Below are 20,822 nucleotides of genomic sequence, written 5' to 3' on the forward strand. Positions count from 1 at the left end.
CACTACTTACTACGGAATTCAATTTGCTATATTCATATCAAACATGGTTTCGACTCAAAACAACTTATATTTAAGCACAAGAAAACTCTGCTTGTCAAATATGTTTTGACTCGATACTATTAGAGTATGAATGATGAACTATTTAATTTAATCGAGCGTTTAGCCAATTTACTCCGGCAAGAAACGCGACTGGAAGGGCAAAGTTTAGGCTTGCAACCTATACAGCAAGAAGCTTTGTATTACTTATCAACTTGTAATCGTTACTCAGATACCACCTTAGCGGTCACCGAGTTTTTAGGATTAACTAAAGGCACGGTATCACAATCGTTAAAAATTCTGGAAAGCAAGGCCTTAATTAGTAAAGTAAAAGACAAAAAAGATAAGCGCATTACCCATTTAAACGTCACTGAAGCAGGTCGTGAGTTTTTAAAGAAAACGTGTCCACCACAGAAGTTTACCGATGCTATAACCAGTTTGTCTATTGATGAAGAGTTTGAAACAAAAACATTACTGAAAAAAGTATTAAGTAACTATCAACAGGCTACTGGGCGAACTGCCTTTGGCGTTTGTCAGCATTGTAAGTTTAATCGCAAGACGAGTGACGGCATTTTATGTGATTTAACTAAAGAGGCTTTAAGCAGCGATGATATTATGCTTATCTGCAGAGAGTATGTCGTTTAAGCATGATCTAACAACCTAAAATTCCAATTTTCTACTTCATTATTGACCAGGCGTTGTTCCACTTTTTCCATCCAACTAGCAGATAAGGTGTTTTGCTCTTTTAATTTTAACAGTTTCTCTGTGTTCAAAGGGTCACCAAAAAACGTCTCACACACTGCAGTGATTGTCATGGCATTGTCAACGCGATCGATTAACTCTAACGGTTCTTCAACACTGACCATGCCGGGTTGAATAACGCGATATAACCAACCACTACGACTAACATCCTGCATATCAACCGATAAACCTTCGATTCCCCAACGTTTATTGAGTTTAAAACAAGGAGATCGAGGTTGACTCACTTCGATAATCGCTTCTCCCCATTGATAGCGATCGCCCAAACAGACAGTCTGCTCTGTCATACCTATTGAGCTCATATTCTCGCCCATACCGGCAGCTTGCCAAGCACTATTGCTATTATATTTCTCTTGCCAATAGCCATAATGCTCAGCTGGATATTGATGTAACGCACGCTCTAAGCCACCATGATGCAGTTTGTCAGCACACTCATCACCTGCTAATCCATCAAATGATAAATACACATTAGTATTTATCGGTTGCTTGTCTATTGCGGTTTCAATACCGTAACGTACAGCCACTTTTCCGCAATAAATATTGGTCAAATAATGTGTATTGTTCATGCGCAATCCTTTGGTTAAATTATGTTTTGGACGGTAATTTTCTGACGGCTGAATAATAGAAAAATAAACAGGCCAAAAACCATAAATCTTTAATGAGAAAATGTCCCGTCGTTGATAATAATGTTTCACTTGATAATGAAGCAGAAAAACTGATTAAAAAGGTTTGAGTTACCACAAAAACCATGCCGGACATCAAAATCGCCGGCACAGTCAATTTCGGCGAATAAATAGCTAAGATTAACATAACAACAGCAATTAAATCATATACGCCAATAATATTTGACGTTGTTTGTATGCTAAAGAAATTATACAACCAGCCCATAAAAGGAGAGCTTTTTACTAAGCCTTCTATCCCTTGTGCTTCAAGTAAAGTGAATTTCATACCGCCAATCCACAATAAAACTAGCAATACTGGCAAGATACTGATCCAAGCTTTGACTAGCGGAGAAAATGTGCGTTTTACTAACAAGACTCCTATCGATAATAAGGCGAAATACTTAATCACCCCTTGGCCAGAGCCGATAACAGGAAATCCGCCCATAGAGGCTATCCACATAGCGTTACTCAGCAAAGACCCCAAAGGCACTATGCTAATCGCGATCAGTAAATACCCCAAAATGGATCGAAAGTTATGTTGCTTTATAGATAAAAATGCCAATACCGCACTCGAAATAAAAGCGAAAGCGGCAATCGAGTTAAATACTTGGGCGGGTAATATATCAGAAATGAGATAAAAATCTGTCGTTAAGGTTATATGCTTATGAGGGCCCAACAGTAATATGCTTAGTCCTAACAGTGCAGTAGAAATACCAATTAAGAGTAAAGTAAAGTTAAGATGTAGCGTCTTCATATAGATCCTGAGCGTATAAAATAATAAGTGCCAATAAGACCTGATTAACTGGATATTATTTCGTAAGCAAAGAATAAATTAACCCGTGAATGTTATGCAACATGGAAACATATAATGACCTTTCCATTAGCTAATCAGCCAGCAAGTTTGTAGTCCATATACGAATATCTTTAGTGACCTGAGGTAATGGACGCACACCCGATGTTAAAATAACATCATGAAATGCAGCTATGTCGAACGAATTTCCTAATATTTCTGTTGCACGTTGTCGTTCGGACAAGATTAAATCCGCCCCTAACATATAACTCAAGGATTGCCCTGGCATGGCAAGGTAGCGATCAACTTCAATTTCTATTTCTGCTCGTGACATAACTGTATTCTTTATCATAAAATGAATGGCATCATCGCGTGACCAGCCATGCACATGTAAACCTGGTTCTACAATAAGACGACTAGCTGTCCATAGATGCTTAGTAAGCATGCCTTGACGATCAAATGTTGAACTGTATAGCCCTATTTCATCAGCTAAATATTCAGCATATAATGCCCAACCTTCAAGGATGCCAGAGTTATACCCCTTGGACGGTGTCTCCCGTGGATATGTCACCCAGAGATGATGGCCAGGTATACCTTCATGAAAAGCAATCACCTCGGACATTAAATGCCTTTCATTCGACCGTGATGTATTAATAATATAACTCGCGGGTTCGTCTCCTTGAGCTCTACTATAATACCCAGCTGGTGCGGAGTCTTGCATATATTTAGGCATCACAGTAATAGCAATTTTTTTATTTATTTCTTTAGAAAACCAATGCTGAGATTTATTTTTTGCTCGTGAAATGGCGCTTTCTGAGAGTGTGATCAATTCATTAGGCAAAATACCATTTTCTTTAGCTTGAGCACGTAAATCAGCAAGTATACTTTCAACTGTATCCCCTGCTTTCCCCGTAGCTAATAATTGCTTTCGCGACTCGTTAAGGTGCTTTTGACCAATAGCTTCGATTTCAGCCAAGGAAGGATTCAAAGTGGTCCACCATTTAACTGCACTCGAGAAACATTTATTGCCACCTTTAAAAGATGAAAAGCCTGAATCTGCTGTTGAGGCTGGCATATATTCTTGATGGATAAAATCTTCGAACTCTGCAACTGCAGGAGCAATTTCATGTTTGATTAATGTATTCCACTTAATCGCATTTTTATTCTTCGTCTCCCTAAAGATATATTTGGAATTTTTACTCGTTAGGGCTTCAACAAGGTCACGAACCTGTTGGTGCACACGTATCACCACCGCACGTGGTGCCGTTTGCTTAGTAGGAATATTGGTACGTAAAGTGTCTATTGTTTCATTAATAGCTGCAGGAACCTGTGACCACCTTACAAGAGCTTCATTTATAGAGTCTGGCGAAGAGGCGATCGTCCCTTGCCATTGCCTAGGCCATTTGACTTGCCAACCAAGCACTTGGTTTAAATATCTTAAATCAGTTTTGCAAGCTTGTAGTGGTTTTGCCGCTATGCCAGCATCTGCAACAAGAGTTTTGGCTTGTATTGTGCTACAAAACAGAAAAGTTATGGCGATCAAGCCGGTAGTTACGTTATTCATATCCTTGAAACCTTATTTAATTTCTACCGCTAAATACGTCATTGATATGCCTGTTAGGCGAGCATACGCATGGTTCAGGTATATCTTAGGAAAATACACTTTTACCACATTTCACACAGTAGGCCTGACAATTGAAAGCAAGATGGGATTGCTTTTTATATCAATAATCATTTTCCTGTTTGAGTAACAATGAAGTTGATGAGCATATCCGCGCTGTTCGAGCCCACTTTATGATTTACCTTAATATTGCATATTTTCAACCTGTTAATAAAAATAGAAATGTAACAATGAATGACAAGGACAACGAGTAGCAGGCTAAAGAGCTTGAAACCCAGATAAAAAACAAAGCAAAATCACTGCTACATTTGCTTACATTTACGCAGCTTACAATTTCACCTAATCATTGTATTTTACAGTCTCATTAATTTAAGGCTTTGCTATGAATGGATTTCAGATGAATAAATGGACAGCAAAAATTATTTTACTTATAGCGCTAGTTACACTGACAGCTTGCGGTGGCGGCAGCGATACTAGTACCAATAGTAACGAAGTGGAAAAAAGTGAACCAGCGATACCAAGAGATACTTCACCAGAAGCCTTTAGTTTTGAACATAAAACAGAACAGCCGTTAGCAACAAAAATCACATCTAACTCAGTGAAGGTGACGGGTATCAATGCATCCAGTCCCATTAGTATCAGTGGTGGCGAGTATGCTATTGATGGTGGTGATTTTTCAACTGCCTCTGGCACAGTTACCGATCAACAATCCGTTACCGTGAGAGTTCAATCCTCAGCAAGCTATTCAACATCAAGTGAGGTCATTCTCACTATTGGCGGTATTAGTGAGAGTTTCTCTGTGACAACTCATAGTAGTCTGACTAAGTTTGCTCACGAATTAAGCACTGACCTAGACGCTCGCTATGCCATCGTTAACCAACCAGCTCGAGGGCGTGTAATAGTTAGCCCTGACCTAAAAAAATTAACTTTTCAGGCGATGAATAGCTTTGATTACTTACAGGAAGGAGAAACAACCCAAGAAACAATTCAGGTAACGCTTTTAGGTGATAAAGAAAATACAACTTATGATCTGAGTTTTACCATCGCAGGGCATCTAAACTCATCCATTTGTGATGATAGAGCAATTATTAACTTATTACCTAACGAAGTGGGCCAACCTTTGCCTCATATTCCTGAAGGTAATTGTGTTAGTGTTGATGCTTCGAGTGTCAATAAAGGAGGCTCTTGGGTTATATGGACCGGTGACGATGGAGGAGCTCGTCCAATGATACTGTCAATTGCGGGCGCTAATAACACAAGCGCTATTTTAAAATTCTTACCCCCAACCAAAGGACAATATAACCTTAGTTGGTGTCCTGCGTCTGGCGAGTGTCTCTTAAGCTTTCATTTCTACAGTGACATGCCTGAGACAATAAAACCGTTAGATGTTTCCCTTAATGTTCATAGTTTCCATCCAGAAGATGAGATTTACTTATCTGTTACTGAAGATAATCACGCAGACACATCAGGTTATAGCTATCACTGGATTATTCACAATTGGACGGGAGAATATAATAAATTTATCGATATTTTAACGACGGAAAACAAATTGAAATTACCTATTTCATCGGCCAATAATAATTACACCATCAAGGTGGTGGTCGATGATAATATTATTCAACTTGAGGGTGGCTTTAGTACAGTATCGAGTGGCCTCTACGGTAAAATAAAACTTGATGTCAATACGATAGGTAATTATAAAATCTTGTCTGATATTGTTGCTATTCGAGATGAAAATTCGGATCAAAAAGCGCCAAGCTTAGTCGTCATGATTGATGGTGATGCAACGCGATACCTTGACAACAAAGATACAGCTATTGTTATCAAAGCCATGACGGGCTCTCAACTCACTTTTGATCTATCTGAAACCTCTGATGAAAATGGTGATACTTTAGGTTATTACATTAACAGCGTTTTATACGAAAATTCGTCTAATCGCTTTACCTTCACGGTTAGCAAGAGTGTCCACTACACTATATGCGCTAGTGACGGTTTCCCATGGACTAATGAGGAAAATCCATGCCTACTGTTTGATATCATTGCACAATAAAAACTAATTAATACTGCCGCAGAGTATTGAGCTTGTTAACAACCTCAAAGGCCTTTTATGGCAAGGCATGTCCTCTTGCGCAAAGCCAAAGTGCATACCAATGCTCTCTGGTTAGCTTAATTTTACCTGCAGCAGCACAAGCTTTAATACGCTCAATATTGGTGGTACCAATAACAGGTTGAATATTCGCAGGATGACGCATTAACCAAGATAAGACTATCACCTCTTTACTCACCTGGTATTCAGCAGCTAATTGACAGACCAGCTCTGCCGTCTTTTGTATCTGAAGCGGCGCTTGAGAGATATCACGTCCGCTAAATAGCCCCTGGCTTAAACAGCCCCATGATTGCAACTGTATATTGTTTTGTCGGCAATACTCAAGCGTTCCCGCAGCATAATTAGTTGTAGGCTCTCCTGAATTCCCAGAGGTTACCCCTTCTTCCAACCAAGCCAAATGGCTTAAGCTGAGCTCAACTTGATTGACCACTAAAGGTTGTGATAATGCTGATGATAAAAATAAAATTTGATGCTGCTGCATATTAGAAACACCAAAATGTTTAACTTTTCCGCTAGCCGATAATGTATCAAAAGCTTGTGCAACTAATTCTGGCTCCATCAGAGGGTCGGGACGATGGAGCATTAAAATGTCGAGTTGCTCTACGTTTAATCGAGATAAGCTATTCTCAACAGAACTTATAATCCACTCAGGGGAGCAATCATATCGCTGGGGTGAGAAATTATCTTCAAATCTAATGCCACATTTTGATTGAATAGATATTAACTCGCGTAATTCGGGACGTGATTTCAATACTTCACCAAACACTTGTTCAGCTTTACCTAAAGTATATATATCAGCATGGTCAAAAAGGGTAATATCTGAATCAATAGCCGCATCAACAACCTCATTTGCTTTTTTTATATCTACTGCACTAATAGGATCTTTATCCCAACGCCCCCCTAATCCCATACAGCCCAACACAAGCGAGCTATTATTTGTTATTGCACTAGATAGTGGGTATTTATTACGGTTCATTTCATTTCCTACTGACATTGATAGACGATTTTGTGCCGAACTGTGTACGTATTCTTCCCTAAAACATTAGCAATTAAAATATGACAAAAAAATATTCATTGTTTAGTATAAAAAATAATAATTGATATTTGATGTAAGCTAATGATGAAAGATCACAAGAAACTTGAGCGTTTAATGCTATTTAGTGAAGTCGCTGAGCAGTTAAGTTTTACCCTAGCGGCTGAAAAACTCAATATCTCTCGCGGGCACCTTTCCAGTCAAATCAGACGTTTAGAGCAGGATATGGCCATGGTACTATTGATTCGTTCAACTAGAAGCGTTCGCTTAACACCAGAAGGGGAACGTGTGCTCGCCGGTATGAATAAGATCCGCCATGACCTATTAGAATTAGAAAGAAGCGCAGAACATGAAGGTAATAAAATAGAGGGAAAGATAAAAATTACCGCTCCAGCAGGCTTTGCCGAACGATTTTTATTTGAAATTTTTTCCAAGTTTAAACAATTACACCCTGCCATTGAGTTTTCAATTAATTGTAGTTACACCCGATTTGATTTAAACAGAAGTGACTTTGATTTAGCCTTTCGAGCAACTAGCGAGCCACCACAAAACATGGTTGCGAAGCAGTTATTATCTTATCAACATTGCTGTTGTGCATCCCCCGAGTATTTTGCCAATAAAGGCATACCTAAAGTGCCCAGTGACTTAATAAACCATCAATGCCTGAACGGCCAAGATCGAACCACATGGCAATTTCAACAAGAAGCAATCCATACTCAAGGCTGGTTAGAAGTCAATGATAATAATATGCTAAAAGGACTCGCTATCGAAGGAAAAGGCATCATTCGGGTGCCTAGATACCTTGTAGATAAGGAAGTAAAGTCAGGGAAACTTAAAGCTATTTTTGAAGAAAACATGCCAAGTGGCTCAAAGATTTACCTGATACATCCGCAGCGAATTCATCAGTCAAAAAGAATAACAACTTTCCTCGCGTATACTCAGCAGTACTTTGATGATGAGTATTAAATAGCAAACTAAATATCTACTGAATTGATTAAAAAATAAGTTGGCCAGATTTCTCGTACTTGAGACTCCCATTCAGGGTCTATTTTTCCACTTGGCAGTTGTAACAACCAATACTTTGCCCAAGTACGAACAATTTTTCCAGATTTACTAAGTTTCAATGGCGAGAACCGCCGTTGATAACTGTTTCCACCATACTCAACAACAGTATTATTTTTAGCTCTTTTATGTAAGAAGTCTAATGCTGTACTGATTATTTCAACCTCGGTAAACTCAATTGTCCCCTGCTTTTTTAAACAAGAGAGAATCTCAGCTTTCTTGATACTGACCTGCATATAGTCATCAATATATGGCGTATATACCATACCTGTTAAGCCATAAATAGATGCACGTTCTTTATCTGCAAGTGCCTTTAAAGGGGAAATTTTCGCATTAATTTCATCTAATTCACTGATATTATGCAGCTTGGTGGACTCTTTAGACAATTGCGACGCTCTCATGTGTATTCATACGTTTCTCAGTGCACTCATTAACTTTGAACAATATTGTTGATTAACTCTTTTTCAGCGACTTCATCGCAACCGTTGCAGTAATAAAGTTTTTGATATCAGACAATCTATAAGGCTTGTCAATTTTATCAGTAAAGCAAGCATCCATTGCGACATCGAGCTCTCCGGTAATTAATACCTTTATCGACTCACTGGTGATTGCTTTAGCGACATCAGTGCCATTTTGTTTTTTCAGTCGGTAATCAATAAATATCAACTCGGGGTGGTGCTGATTACAATACGCTATGCCAGACTCTTCATCAGTAAAAACGGCAAGGTCAAATTCATCTGACTGTAGGTATTCTTTGAACATTTGGCACAACACCTCTTCATCATCGATATAAACAACCTTTATGGACATATTAATCCTCATTACCTATGCTTTTTATTTTGGGAAAGTGGATAACAAAACAAGTATTTTTACTGTTATTATCAATGGATATTTGTGCGCCATGATTATCTAAAATCCCCTTTACAATAGATAAGCCAAGCCCCGTACCCTCGCCCGTATTTTTTGTGGTAAAAAAAGGTTCAAATATTGATAACTGTTTTTCTATTGGAATGGTTAAGCCAGCGTCTGTGATTGAAATAATGTAATCTTGTCTCGTTTCTGTCACCAAGATATCAATCCATTTTTCAGGCAGATCTGACAGCGCGTCTATCGCATTATTAATTAAGTTTACAATAACTTGTTCAATTTCAATTTCAATTTCATTACATAGAATTTTACTCTCTGCAATATAATCACATCGTAAATCTACCATGCACAATTTTATTTTGGGTCGAGTGAGCACTATAGCCTCATTAATCAGGCTTTGAAGTGAGCAAACTGTACGTTGAATAACTTCATCACTTCGAGAGAATTTTTTCAAACTCTTAACTATGTGGGTAATACGATCACAAGACCTTAAAATAATAGTTGATTTAGCTAAAATATCATCTGGAGAAGCCGATTCATTGGTCAATTGTAATAGTTCAGCATAGCCCGAAATAACACCTAACGGGTTATTTATCTCATGCGCAACACTTGCTGATAGTTCGCCTAGCGCGGCAAACTTTGCGTTCATTATACTTTTTTGTCTTTCTTGATTGTACTTAATTTCCGTAATTTTACGTTGATGGATATCTTGAATAGTGCCTGAAATTGTTTCAATTCTACCATCTTTATAGTTAGCTTTACCGCTAGTATAAATCCACTTTACTTCACCTTTGGGTGTTCTTGCTTGCAACTCTAAACCATAAGATTCGCCGAACTCAACAGCTCTTTGTACAGCGTTCTCAATAATGGGCTGGTCTTTTTCAACAAAGAGCTGCAACCCTTCGGGTAACATGGGCGATAATCCGTCAACCTGTTCTACGTCTAATATTCTAAAGGTTTCATTGGTCCATGTTAGCTTTCCTGTCGCAACATCCATTTCCCAACCGCCAACTTTTGCTGCAGAACTTGTTTCACTGAGGATTTCAAGCGCCTTTAAACGATCATGCTCACTATTTACTTTATCGGTTATATCTTGTCGTATCGCAATATAATTCGAGATTTTGTCGTTATTATCAAAGATAGGGACAAGGATGCTTTGTACAAAATAGTAGGTACCATTTTTCTTTCGATTTTTAATGGCGCCTGACCAAATTTTTCCTGATGATATTCTTCTCCATATCTCAGCAAAAAAAGAGGCGGAGTGATGATCTGAATTGACTATCTTGTGCGTTTGTCCTATTAATTCTTCCTTTGAGTATCCCGATATTTCACAAAAGTTATCGTTCACTTTGGTAATAACACCACTTAAATCGGTTTCAGCATAAATTGTTTCTTGCGCTAATGCGCGCTGAAGGTGTTGCAATTTATTTCTAACTTTAACTTGCTCGGTAATATCACGAGCGACGGCATAAATGAGTCCAGATGCCCCGTCAATATAGCCATTCCATGAAAAAGTTAAATAATGATTATTTTTATGGCGATACCTATTTTCAAAAAATAAAGAGTCTTTCCCCGCGTTTAATTTAGCAAACTCTTGGGCTGTTTTCTCGACATCATCTGGGTGCAAGAAATCAAGAATAGGTACTGAGAGTAACTCTTCTTCGCTATAACCTAATACTTGGGTAAATGAGGGATTGACGGTTTTAAAAAATCCCTCTGTATTTGCTACGCATAACATATCAATAGATAGGTTAAAGAATTTCTCGTAAATATTCTGTTCTTCTTTGCTTGGCATCGTTAAAACTCTATAAAGGCGAGTGTGTCTACTAGTCGTAAAACAGAGTGAATAAGACGCGTGCTAAAACTGAGAAATCGCCTTTTTTTGCTCTAAAAGTTGCTTAATTGTCTTTTCTACAAGTGTAAAATCCAATGGTTTCCCAAAGCAAGTATCAGCACCTAGCGCCATGACTTTATTGACATTACTATCAGTAAATGCGCCAGTCATTGCCAGCACTTTTATAGTTGAAGTTGCTAACGTACTTTTTATTCGGTGACAAATAGAGAAGCCATCCATCCCTGCCATCATCAAATCTAGCATGACCACATCAGGCTTAAAAGTATGCAGTAGATCACCAGCATCAAAAGGATTATAAGCTATTTTTATTTTCGCATGTGGAAAAAGGTTTTCTAAAAACTGAGTCAGCATGTCTGCAAACGCTTGATCATCTTCAATGATCAAAATAGAGAATTCATTTTTAACATCAGTTTTTGGGGGAGACATTAAAGCTAAAATGTCCTTTTTATCAAAACGTCTATGGCCACCCGGTGTAGAGATAAAAGGTAATCGGCCAATTTGAGCCCAATGACGAATTGTCGTGGGTGCTACATGCAAAAGCTTAGCCGCTTCTGCAGGTGTTAGCAGAGACTTTTTACTGATATCCAACTAAATAATCCTTAATAAAACAAGTAGATCTCACTATAACAGTATACCACCCGCTACTATTAACCTAGATCAATGTAGCTATTTTATTTATTGAGCTCCTATGATATTTCAGTTATATTCCACAAATATTATCGTTTTTGTCGCTTTTGTCGTTTTATTGATGGCGTAATATATTTTTGTTACTAGGCTGTAATTATCATTGATTTATATAAAAGGAATTTACAATGACAAAAAGGAAGCAACCGCTGATTAATGAAGAAGTTAATTTTCAAAGTGATATTGAATTAATTTCAACCACAGATAAAAACGGCGTCATTACCTATGCCAACCCAGAGTTCTGCCGAATTGCTGGCTTCTCTCTCGATGAACTAATCGGACAACATCATAATATTGTAAGGCACCCAGATATGCCGTCTGCTGCATTTAAAGATTTGTGGCAAAATTTGCAGTCTGGTTTACCTTGGCGTGGAGTTGTCAAAAACCGCTGTAAGGATGGCCGATATTATTGGGTAGACGCCTTTGTCACGCCCATTTTTGAGTTTGGTGAGCTCATCGGTTATCAGTCAGTCAGAACGCGTTTAGATGATAAAATCAAAAGCAATGCCATTTCGTCTTATCAGGCACTGCAAAGTGGAAAATCTTTAACTAAATGGTACCAAAATACCACCATTAAAAACCTAGTCTATTGCTCAATGAGCATCAGCACACTAATAAGCGCCATCTATTACCCATACTTAATGGTCTTGTTACCTTTACTCCCGTTGATAATCTATAAAAATGAAATAATAGACACGCCTAAATACCTTAAAAAACTAGAACTTGATTATGACAGCGTTTCACGTTTAATTTATTGTGGCACTAAACCACAAGGCATTGCAGATTTTCATTTAAAGGTTGCTGAAGGTAAGATAAAGACCATTTTGGGTCGCATCATCGATAGCAGTAATTTACTAAGCTCCGGTGCCTGTAACCTAGAGCAAGCCGCACAAACAGCTAAAGAAGGCGCAGAACAAGAAACAACAGAGCTACAACAAGTGTCTACTGCCGTTGAAGAAATGGTCGCCACCATAGATGAAGTGGCGAAGAACACCACACTCACCTCTCAAAAAGTCAATCAAGCACATTCAGATTGTCAAATAGCGACAAAAGCAATGCACCTCACAATGGAAAAAGTGAACTTATTAGCGCTAGACGTCGCAGATTCAGCATCTTCAGCAACAGAGTTGGCGAGTGAAGTAGAAAAAGTTGGTAATATTATGCATGAAATCCAAGGGATTGCAGACCAAACCAATTTATTAGCGCTCAATGCGGCAATCGAAGCAGCAAGAGCTGGCGAACATGGTCGAGGCTTTTCAGTTGTAGCTGATGAAGTGAGAGCTTTATCCAGTAGAACCCATGCAGCAACAGAGCAAATACAAACCTCAATATCTGAAATGCAAAGTACGCTATTGTCTTGGGTGCAAACAATGACCAAGGGTAAGGAATCTGCAGAAAGTTGTGTTGAAAAAGCCACTCAAGCTCATGATGTTGTTGATAAAGTCTATTCATCCATTACCGACATTTCTGACTTGGCGATTCAAATATCTACGGCTTCAGAAGAGCAAAGCATGGTATCACAAGAAATTAGCCGCAATATTATCAATATCAGCGATGCCTCTCAAAATAATCTTCATCAAGCCAATGCCGTAGAAAGTGAAACTGAAAACATAAAAACAAGAGCCAACTCACTTGGAGCATTAGGGCAAGCGTTTAACGGGTAAAGTTAATGACTGATGATGCAAGCTTATGAATGCATTCACCGATATTTGTTACTTGTAGACAGTAATAATTTATCGGTCATCATTATGATACCGTCAATCTGTGCATTCACTTACTTGCCTAATTTAGCGGGTTGTTCGATAACATCAACAGCAATGGCAGCCGATCCAGCTCTTCTGGGGTCTGCCGCGCCTAAAAATACATCATTATGTTTCATAATGGCTTGAAGGCTGCCCAACGAACTCGACACTTTAACCTTGTAGCCTATCGCCTTTAAGATATCAACGGTATCCGCAGGGATATTCCTTTCAACAGACAATACATCAGGTTGCCATTGATGATGGACTCGCGGTGCATTAGTAGCTTCTGCAATATTCATTTCAAAATGTAAAACATTAACCAATTGTTGGAATACCGAGGTAATGATTTTGCTGCCGCCAGGCGTACCTGTAGCAAGGTAAGGCTCACCATCTTTTAACACTATAGTAGGCGTCATAGAACTAAGCGGTCGTTTTTTGCCCGCAATAGCATTGGCTTCACCGCCAATTAAACCATAACTATTTGGGCTACCCGGTTTTACCGAAAAATCATCCATAGTATTGTTCAATAAAATTCCGGTACCCGGAATAGTTATACCATTACCGTAATTATGATTTAACGTATACGTACTACTAACCACATTACCCGCGGCATCCATGACAGAAAAATGCGTAGTATCAGGGCTTTCATATTTATTGGGTTTGCCAGGTTTAATATCACTTGAAGGAGTTATTTTATTCCGTGAAATATTTTTACTAAGCTCTTTTGCGTATATTTTGCTCGTTAAGCCTTTGCTTGGCACATTAACAAAAGCGGGATCGCCTAAAAAGGAGCTTCTATCAGCATAAGCGCGTTTAAATATTTCAGTTTGCAGATGTATCAGCGCTGCTGAACCCTGCTGAATATCTTCTAAATCAAGCGTTTCAAACATATTTAACATTTGAATAAGGTGCACACCACCTGAGCTTGGTGGCGGCATAGTTAATATTTCAAATCCCTTATATGTACCTCGAATAGGTGCGACTTCATTCACTCGATAATCTGCTAGGTCTTTTGCAGTAATAAGGCCATCACCCTGCTCCATTGCTGTGACAATCTTTTTTGCAATATCGCCTTGGTAAAACCCAGACTTACCTTGCTCACGCAGGTACGCTAAGCTGTTTGCAAGATCTGTTTGTAGCCATAGGTCGCCAGCTAGATAAGGCTGGCAATTTGCTTTTAAAAATACTCGACATGTTTCTGAATTCATAGATAAAAACATCTGCTCTTTGTAAAAGAAACGCGCCATATCATCGTCAACCACAACACCATTTCTAGCGAGTTTTTCTGCAGGTTCAATAACCTCAGACCAAGACATCGAGCCATAGTTTTCTAGCGCATAGTGTAAACCTGCGACTGTGCCTGGTACACCTGAAGCCGACAATGTTTTTAATGACTTGTTTACTATCGGGTAGCCATATTTATCAAGAAAAACATCTTTGTATGCTGAAGCGGGAGCGACTTCTCGATAGTCTATGGCAATTGTTTTCTTTTTATCGGCTAAATGGACCAACATAAAACCACCACCCGCTAAATTTCCAGCACGTGGTAAAACAACAGATAACGCAAAACCAACGGCAACAGCGGCATCTACCGCATTACCTCCTTGCCTTAGAATATCAGCCCCGACTTCACTAGCTATTCGCTTTTGACTCACGACCATGCCTTGTCTGCCAATAACAGGGTGAGAGATATCATGATAATCAACTAATTGCCATAATCGCGGTAACTCATCTGTGCTAGCCTGCGGGCTTGGTGTAGTTGCGACACTATTTGTAGCGATTAACGCTAAAAAACAACAGGTTAGTTTTGCATACACATATTGATGTTTTTTTACGGGGAATGCACTGAAAAACAATCGATGTTGAATCTTGGTAATAAAATTATTTTTCATAGTTATTTCTTAAGTCCATGAAATTTTCCACAGTGGAAAGTGGATGAATGAACTGCCTAGTTACTACTAGGCAGTTTGTTATTCAAAATAGTATTAACATTGTAAAACATTTCAATAACATTAAGCAGTTATGCTTTGTATCATGACGTGTCAAATCGATATTAGGTCTAGGTAAAAACTATGTTATTGGTTTTTCAGATATCCATAGTTTAATGTTTCCTTTAACGACAACAACATCATTTTCATCGTATGCCGTGATATCGACAAGCATATCCCCCGGCTGCCAGTCTTCAGCATTAACCTTTGCTACACATCGAATGTCACTACCTGCTTTTGCCGTATAGTCGACGGTCATTCCTTTTGGGATCCAGCGAAGATGTTTAGGCACGGATGCTTCAGCCATGACACCCATAGCCATTTCTAAACCATTACAAATAGCGATCACATGAACCGTTTTGATATGATTAAATACCTTTTTTCTTTTTTTGATCAGACAAGTACATTGATTAGGGATTAATTCGGAAATTTTTGGATTAATTGTCGCAAAATAAGGTGCGATTCGACTCACCATAATTGAAAATAGTTTATTGCCAAAAGGGTATTTTTCAAGTTTATGGTATAACGATAATGTTTTATTGGTCTGGTTCATAATCTGCTTATAATTGTTATTTTAATTTACCTGAACAGAGTCAGTTTCTAATAGGATAACTTATCATTAGGTGAATATCTCTTCAAACAAATGCCATTGTCTTGAATATTCTTGCGGTGAATATACTTGTAATAAATAGTCATTAGCTGCTGACTACTTCACTTCAAGCATGTTCAGATTAAATAACTTATAAAGTGTTCAACCACGTAATCTTTGAATACTTTTAAACGCAGTGGCTGATGTCTATCTTGTAAATAAACCAAATAAAAAGGTGTAGGTTCAACCTGCCATTGTTCAAACACTGGTACCAGTAACCCTTGCGCAAGTTCTGTTTGACAATATAACTCAGGCACTCTTATGATGCCATTGCCTGAAATAGCTGATGAGACCATCACTCGACCACTTTTACAGGTAAGATTTCCTGCGACCGTCACTTCAACTTTTTTATGGTTGTTATCATGAATAAAAGTCCAGTTTCTTAGACTGCCAGCAATACAGCGATGACGTAACAAATCTTTTGGCTCATTAGGTTTACCATGTTTTGCTAAGTACTTTGGACTGACATAGGTATTTATTTTTATATCGGTTAGTTTCCTCGCAATAAGCGATGAGTCCGTTAATTCCCCCATGCGAAAAACAAAATCAAACTCGCCTGAAACCAGATCTACTCGTCGACTAGAGAAATCTAATTCAATATTAATATCGGGGTGTTGAACCATAAAGTCACTGATCAAGGAAGCAATGATCTCTTCAGCAATATAGCCACCCACACAATTGATGCGAATATTACCCGTTAAAGAGTCAGCACTTTCAACAACTCGATCAATAGCATGGGATATGCCATTGAGTGACTGTTTGCAGCGCTCGTAAAATGCTTCGCCCTGTGGCGTTAAATGCTGCGTGCGAGTAGTCCTAATCAAAAGACTAACGCCGAGGCTAGACTCTAATTGAGCCAATTGCTTAGAAATATGTGACCTTGAACACGCTAACTTTTCACCCGCTTTAGTAAAGCTCCCTTGCTCAGCCAGCACAACAAAGGTTCTAATATCAGCAAGACTTACCTGTTTTTTCATACCACCTCTTTGTCAACTTAGAGTCAACAGATGTAACTTTTAATGCATATATATCACCAAAAAATAATAAAGTAAAACGGTGTTATTAGTGACTTATCATCAGAAAAAATAGCCTCTAAGCCACAGTTATAGCTAACTCAGGGGAAATTAAAGAGTTATAAAATGTACGACAAAGCAATCCATTGGTATCTCTTAGTCATCAATGATGTAAGTAAAGTGGCATATATCAATACCTAAAGTTTCTTTATTATCAATACCAAATCAAATAAGTTTGTTCGCACTCAGAGCTTGTTAGCGGTTTGAGAAGAAACTTACTTGAATTGGTATTGCCCAACAGACAACAATCTATGACGAGGTCTTATTATGAAAAATTTAGTGGTTATTACGGGCGCAAGTTCAGGCATTGGTAAAGAACTGGCAAAACAAATGAGTGCACAAGGTCATCCTTTATTGTTACTCGCGAGAAGAGTGGAAAAACTTGAGGCTCTTGGACTTGTAAATACCCTGTGCATGAAAGTCGATGTTACCGATAAAGAAGCGGTTGAAAATGCAATTAGCATCGCTACTGATAAGTACGGTCCTGTTGATCTACTGGTGAATAATGCAGGTCTTATGCAACTTGGCCAAGTAGATGTTCAAGACCCAGTTGAGTGGCAAACAATGTATGATGTCAATGTAATAGGCTTGTTAAATGGCATGCAAAGCGTACTAAGGTCAATGAAGCAACGTAATACGGGCACTATCATCAATATTAGTTCAATTGCTGGCAGAAAAACATTTGGTGATCATGCCGCTTATTGTGGGACTAAATTTGCTGTCCATGCCATTTCTGAGAACGTAAGAGAAGAAGTGGCTAATAACAATGTCAGAGTCATCACTATTGCCCCTGGTGCTGTTGAAACAGAGTTATTATCACACACTAGCTCTGATGAAATCATTTCAGGGTATGAGTCTTGGAAAAAAGACATGGGCGGTGTTTTAGCCCCAATTGATGTATCTAATGCAATCTCATATGCCTATAATCAACCACAAAATGTTTGTATTCGTGAAATTGTTCTTGCACCAACTAAACAGCAACCGTAATTAAATCCATCTAATAGCAATCGTATTTATTTTCCTACGTGATTAAAGCACTTGATCTTTATTAAGTGCTCTCCTTCTATTCGTTAAAAGCAGAAAAAAAGTATTGTTCAACAGATAACTATCCCCCATAAACACACCCTAGCACTGCATTATTTACTCACGCCATTAATTAACATGGTTAGGTAAGTTAGTTCAATTACTCCTTTTTAAGATAAGCACCAAAAAATTAAAGCAACACACTGTGCTATAGCAACCTATATATGTTCTGTTCTTATAATATATACATCACACCTCATTGCAAATAATAACGATTACCATTAAGATTCGCGTTAATGAGTTTTTCACAAAAGAAAAATTCCTTAACTAGCGAAAACAAAGCTGCTTTTTTCAATTTAAACACTGATGGATTACCAAGCCATAAGAGATACAAGATTCAAAAATACTGAAAACAATAAAAGCTAGTTATCTCACCATCAGCACTCACTAAAACAACACTAACTATTAACATGTATAGGACAAAACAATGAATAAGCTTGCCCTGCAAGAGATAACCCCAAATAACTACCCATTTAAAAAATGCAAAGTCGCACTATCAATTGCGTTAACTTTTACAGCAATTGCTTCTAACCAAACAGCTCATGCAGAAGATAATAATCAAGAGTACGAAAGAATTATGGTCACCGGCCAAAAAATCACCCGTACTTTACAAGAAACACCCGCGAGTATTGCAGTATTTAGTAGCGCAAAAATCGAACAACAAAATTTAGGCGAAATTAGTGAAGTACTCTTTGAAACAGCCAATGTGCACTCTACAGGCAATGGCAGTTTCAACATTCGTGGTATTGATGCTTTTAATGTGTCTGGATCAGGAACGAGTGCGTTAGCTAGTGTTTATATTGATGCCGCAGCGATACCTGAAAGGATTATTCGGAATGGTTTTTCTACTTGGGATGCGAGTCAAATTGAAATATTGCGCGGGCCACAGTCAACCTTACAAGGCCGTAATTCCCTTGCGGGTGCTATAGTCATGACGACTACCGCGCCGTCACATGAATGGAACGGTAAATATAGAGTACAAGTTGGTGAAAATGGCGAACAAGAAGCCGCGATTGCTTTTGGTGGTAGTCTTATTGAAGACCAATTAGCCTTCCGTTTTAGTGCTGAAAAAGAAGATTTTGATGGCTATAATTACAATATCACCCGCAATGAAGATGCTGACTTTAAAAACGATGAACTGTTTCGCTTGAAATTGTTATATACCCCTAACGCAATTCCTGACTTGTCTGCACAACTTAGCTTTACGCGTGCTACAACAAAACAAGGTACAGCTAGCGTCAATGTACCTACAAGTGGTGATCCATTTAAACAACGCTTTGTGACCAATAACGCACCACAGACGTCGAATTTTGACACGGATATCACGACATTAGAAGTAAATTACCCGCTGAATGATATTTGGAGCCTTACGTCAGTGTCCACTTATTCTGACGTAACAACCGGCTGGAATAATTTCGACAGTGATAATGGCCCAGAAGATGGTGGTACACGATTTAACAACGAGAGCATTAAAACTTTTAGCCAAGAATTTAGATTAACCTTAGATGGTGACCGACTAAGTGGTTTAATTGGCGCCTATTATTTTGATCAAGATTTTGCTGGAAAATATGGCGGAAAAAACAGTGTTTCTCTAGCGTCACTAGGTCTTACTAGCTCAACGTTAATGAGTCGATTCGGTCTAGACCAAGCGACGGCTGATTTTACCATTAGTCAATACGCAGATTTTGACCCCGCTAAAATTGATACGCGAAATAGCGGTGAAGAAGAAATTAAATCGTCAGCATTATTTGCTGATTTTACCTACGAGATAAATGAACAGTGGAATATTTTCGCTGGCTTTAGATGGGATCGTGAAAAGCAAGATAATGCTAGTGATTCAAATATTAGTGCCGAAAATTTAGCAGCACTACCCGGCGCAAATAATTATCCAGTCCCTCTCAATAATCTTATTGGTGGCATTAATGCTCAGCTGCTTAGCTTTGTCGCTGATGCGAGTAACGTAGCGCCTGTTACTGATGCTAGTTTTAACGAGTTTATTCCTAAACTTGGTTTTAGCTATATGTGGAATGATGATTTAACCACTAGCTTTACCTATCAAAAAGGATATCGTTCTGGTGGTGTCGGTGTTAATACCGCAAAATCAACTCCTTACCAGTTTGGTTCAGAATCTACCAGTAATTATGAATTTTCATTTCGTTCATTTTGGCTCGATGGCGACTTAATGTTTAATGCAAATGCTTTTTATATTGATTGGAAAGATCAACAAGTTGATGTACAGCTTTCAGAAAATTCATTCGACACAGAAACTAAAAATGCTGGTAGTTCGACGGTTAAAGGATTCGAACTAGAAGCTTTTTATCAACTATCTGAAGAATTAGAGTTGTCCGCCTCTTTGGGTCGTGCAAAAACTGAATTTACTGACTTTATCATTACTATTCCAACCAATAGTGAACCTACTGTTTTTGACTTAACAGGTAGAAGTTTTGCAAATTCGCCAGAGTTTACTGCCAATCTAGCGGCAACTTATTCAGGTGATAACGGTATTTTTGCCAATATTAGTATGAACTATGCTGACAACTCAAATGCAGATACAAATCCGTACAGTAGAGGATTGCAAGAAGGTGACGATAACTTTGATTTGCAAAACGATAGCCGTACTTTAGTTAATATGAAAGTGGGTTATCAATGGAAATCTGTTGGCTTGTACCTCATAGGTAAAAATGTACTGGATAAAGAGTATATCTCTGGTGCAGCATTTGGCACAGGAAGACGCGTTGTGAAGCAAAATTTAGGCGCTCCACGTCAATTTAGCGTCAGCTTACAAGGGACTTTTTAAACGCATTTCACCTT

At 38.4% G+C, this 20,822-nt stretch carries 17 protein-coding genes; 6 read left to right on the top strand and 11 right to left on the bottom strand.

What is annotated here, in order from left to right; translation table 11 throughout:
* The first annotated feature begins 126 nt into the window (after nt 1-126).
* A complete protein-coding gene (locus ND2E_RS17200; RefSeq protein WP_033092554.1) occupies nt 127-681 on the top strand; it encodes a MarR family winged helix-turn-helix transcriptional regulator in 555 nt (184 codons plus the stop codon).
* Here the strand turns inward: ND2E_RS17200 and ND2E_RS17195 are convergent.
* The 3 genes from ND2E_RS17195 to ND2E_RS22310 form a co-directional block, all read right to left on the bottom strand.
* Nucleotides 678-1,361 (bottom strand): MOSC domain-containing protein, encoded by a 684-nt coding sequence (locus ND2E_RS17195; RefSeq protein ID WP_033092555.1) that lies wholly within the window; start codon nt 1,359-1,361, stop codon nt 678-680. The genes ND2E_RS17200 and ND2E_RS17195 overlap by 4 nt on opposite strands.
* A gap of 19 nt (nt 1,362-1,380) precedes the next feature.
* Complete coding sequence (locus ND2E_RS17190) at nt 1,381-2,211, bottom strand: DUF417 family protein (protein ID WP_033092556.1); 831 nt, start codon at nt 2,209-2,211, stop codon at nt 1,381-1,383.
* Between the two features lie 130 nt (nt 2,212-2,341).
* Nucleotides 2,342-3,811, bottom strand: coding sequence for a DUF885 domain-containing protein (locus tag ND2E_RS22310; RefSeq protein WP_052056242.1), 1,470 nt, complete (start codon nt 3,809-3,811; stop codon nt 2,342-2,344).
* Between the two features lie 454 nt (nt 3,812-4,265).
* On the opposite strand from ND2E_RS22310, the gene ND2E_RS17185 reads away from it, so the two are divergent.
* A complete protein-coding gene (locus ND2E_RS17185) occupies nt 4,266-5,918 on the top strand; it encodes a hypothetical protein (RefSeq protein WP_033092557.1) in 1,653 nt (550 codons plus the stop codon).
* Nucleotides 5,919-5,973: 55 nt separating this feature from the next.
* Here ND2E_RS17185 and ND2E_RS17180 read toward each other — a convergent pair whose 3' ends face one another.
* A complete protein-coding gene (locus ND2E_RS17180; RefSeq protein ID WP_033092558.1) occupies nt 5,974-6,951 on the bottom strand; it encodes an aldo/keto reductase in 978 nt (325 codons plus the stop codon).
* 141 nt (nt 6,952-7,092) lie between these two features.
* Between ND2E_RS17180 and ND2E_RS17175 the strand changes: the two genes are divergently transcribed.
* Entirely contained in the window at nt 7,093-7,974 is an 882-nt protein-coding gene (locus ND2E_RS17175) for a LysR family transcriptional regulator (protein ID WP_190277799.1), read from the top strand.
* An 8-nt stretch (nt 7,975-7,982) separates the two neighbouring features.
* On the opposite strand, the gene ND2E_RS17170 is transcribed toward ND2E_RS17175, so the two are convergent.
* The 4 genes from ND2E_RS17170 to ND2E_RS17155 all read right to left on the bottom strand — a co-directional run bounded on the left by ND2E_RS17170 (nt 7,983) and on the right by ND2E_RS17155 (nt 11,380).
* Complete coding sequence (locus tag ND2E_RS17170) at nt 7,983-8,471, bottom strand: hypothetical protein (protein ID WP_223303533.1); 489 nt, start codon at nt 8,469-8,471, stop codon at nt 7,983-7,985.
* Between the two features lie 52 nt (nt 8,472-8,523).
* Entirely contained in the window at nt 8,524-8,880 is a 357-nt protein-coding gene (locus ND2E_RS17165) for a response regulator (protein WP_052056263.1), read from the bottom strand.
* A 1-nt stretch (nt 8,881) separates the two neighbouring features.
* Nucleotides 8,882-10,732 carry a PAS domain-containing sensor histidine kinase gene (locus ND2E_RS17160; protein WP_033092560.1) on the bottom strand — a complete coding sequence of 617 codons (1,851 nt, stop codon included), beginning with the start codon at nt 10,730-10,732 and terminating at the stop codon, nt 8,882-8,884.
* A 63-nt stretch (nt 10,733-10,795) separates the two neighbouring features.
* The gene (locus ND2E_RS17155) at nt 10,796-11,380 is read right to left on the bottom strand and encodes a response regulator (protein WP_033092561.1); all 585 of its coding nucleotides are present in this window, start codon (nt 11,378-11,380) and stop codon (nt 10,796-10,798) included.
* 224 nt (nt 11,381-11,604) lie between these two features.
* Between ND2E_RS17155 and ND2E_RS17150 the strand changes: the two genes are divergently transcribed.
* Nucleotides 11,605-13,140, top strand: coding sequence for a methyl-accepting chemotaxis protein (locus ND2E_RS17150; RefSeq protein WP_033092562.1), 1,536 nt, complete (start codon nt 11,605-11,607; stop codon nt 13,138-13,140).
* A 110-nt stretch (nt 13,141-13,250) separates the two neighbouring features.
* Here the strand turns inward: ND2E_RS17150 and ggt are convergent, their stop codons facing one another.
* The 3 genes from ggt to ND2E_RS17135 all read right to left on the bottom strand — a co-directional run bounded on the left by ggt (nt 13,251) and on the right by ND2E_RS17135 (nt 16,832).
* Nucleotides 13,251-15,110 carry a gamma-glutamyltransferase gene (ggt, locus tag ND2E_RS17145; protein WP_033092563.1) on the bottom strand — a complete coding sequence of 620 codons (1,860 nt, stop codon included), beginning with the start codon at nt 15,108-15,110 and terminating at the stop codon, nt 13,251-13,253.
* Nucleotides 15,111-15,288: 178 nt separating this feature from the next.
* Entirely contained in the window at nt 15,289-15,759 is a 471-nt protein-coding gene (locus ND2E_RS17140) for a hotdog fold domain-containing protein (RefSeq protein ID WP_033092564.1), read from the bottom strand.
* A gap of 173 nt (nt 15,760-15,932) precedes the next feature.
* On the bottom strand, nt 15,933-16,832 hold the full coding sequence (locus ND2E_RS17135) for a LysR family transcriptional regulator (RefSeq protein WP_033092565.1): 900 nt from the start codon (nt 16,830-16,832) through the stop codon (nt 15,933-15,935).
* A gap of 363 nt (nt 16,833-17,195) precedes the next feature.
* Between ND2E_RS17135 and ND2E_RS17130 the strand changes: the two genes are divergently transcribed.
* Nucleotides 17,196-17,915, top strand: coding sequence for an SDR family oxidoreductase (locus tag ND2E_RS17130; RefSeq protein WP_033092566.1), 720 nt, complete (start codon nt 17,196-17,198; stop codon nt 17,913-17,915).
* Between the two features lie 523 nt (nt 17,916-18,438).
* The gene (locus ND2E_RS17125) at nt 18,439-20,808 is read left to right on the top strand and encodes a TonB-dependent receptor (RefSeq protein WP_052056243.1); all 2,370 of its coding nucleotides are present in this window, start codon (nt 18,439-18,441) and stop codon (nt 20,806-20,808) included.
* Nucleotides 20,809-20,822: the final 14 nt, after the last annotated feature.

The organism is Colwellia psychrerythraea (genome assembly GCF_000764225.1).
Classification (GTDB): domain Bacteria; phylum Pseudomonadota; class Gammaproteobacteria; order Enterobacterales; family Alteromonadaceae; genus Colwellia; species Colwellia psychrerythraea_D.

Coding starts and splice junctions, on each gene's coding strand:
- ND2E_RS17200 (WP_033092554.1), top strand. CDS start 127: ATGAATGATGAACTATTTAATTTAATCGAGCGTTTAGCCAATTTACTC.
- ND2E_RS17195 (WP_033092555.1), bottom strand. CDS start 1,361: ATGAACAATACACATTATTTGACCAATATTTATTGCGGAAAAGTGGCT.
- ND2E_RS17190 (WP_033092556.1), bottom strand. CDS start 2,211: ATGAAGACGCTACATCTTAACTTTACTTTACTCTTAATTGGTATTTCT.
- ND2E_RS22310 (WP_052056242.1), bottom strand. CDS start 3,811: ATGAATAACGTAACTACCGGCTTGATCGCCATAACTTTTCTGTTTTGT.
- ND2E_RS17185 (WP_033092557.1), top strand. CDS start 4,266: ATGAATAAATGGACAGCAAAAATTATTTTACTTATAGCGCTAGTTACA.
- ND2E_RS17180 (WP_033092558.1), bottom strand. CDS start 6,951: ATGAACCGTAATAAATACCCACTATCTAGTGCAATAACAAATAATAGC.
- ND2E_RS17175 (WP_190277799.1), top strand. CDS start 7,093: ATGATGAAAGATCACAAGAAACTTGAGCGTTTAATGCTATTTAGTGAA.
- ND2E_RS17170 (WP_223303533.1), bottom strand. CDS start 8,471: ATGAGAGCGTCGCAATTGTCTAAAGAGTCCACCAAGCTGCATAATATC.
- ND2E_RS17165 (WP_052056263.1), bottom strand. CDS start 8,880: ATGTCCATAAAGGTTGTTTATATCGATGATGAAGAGGTGTTGTGCCAA.
- ND2E_RS17160 (WP_033092560.1), bottom strand. CDS start 10,732: ATGCCAAGCAAAGAAGAACAGAATATTTACGAGAAATTCTTTAACCTA.
- ND2E_RS17150 (WP_033092562.1), top strand. CDS start 11,605: ATGACAAAAAGGAAGCAACCGCTGATTAATGAAGAAGTTAATTTTCAA.
- ggt (WP_033092563.1), bottom strand. CDS start 15,110: ATGAAAAATAATTTTATTACCAAGATTCAACATCGATTGTTTTTCAGT.
- ND2E_RS17140 (WP_033092564.1), bottom strand. CDS start 15,759: ATGAACCAGACCAATAAAACATTATCGTTATACCATAAACTTGAAAAA.
- ND2E_RS17135 (WP_033092565.1), bottom strand. CDS start 16,832: ATGAAAAAACAGGTAAGTCTTGCTGATATTAGAACCTTTGTTGTGCTG.
- ND2E_RS17130 (WP_033092566.1), top strand. CDS start 17,196: ATGAAAAATTTAGTGGTTATTACGGGCGCAAGTTCAGGCATTGGTAAA.
- ND2E_RS17125 (WP_052056243.1), top strand. CDS start 18,439: ATGAATAAGCTTGCCCTGCAAGAGATAACCCCAAATAACTACCCATTT.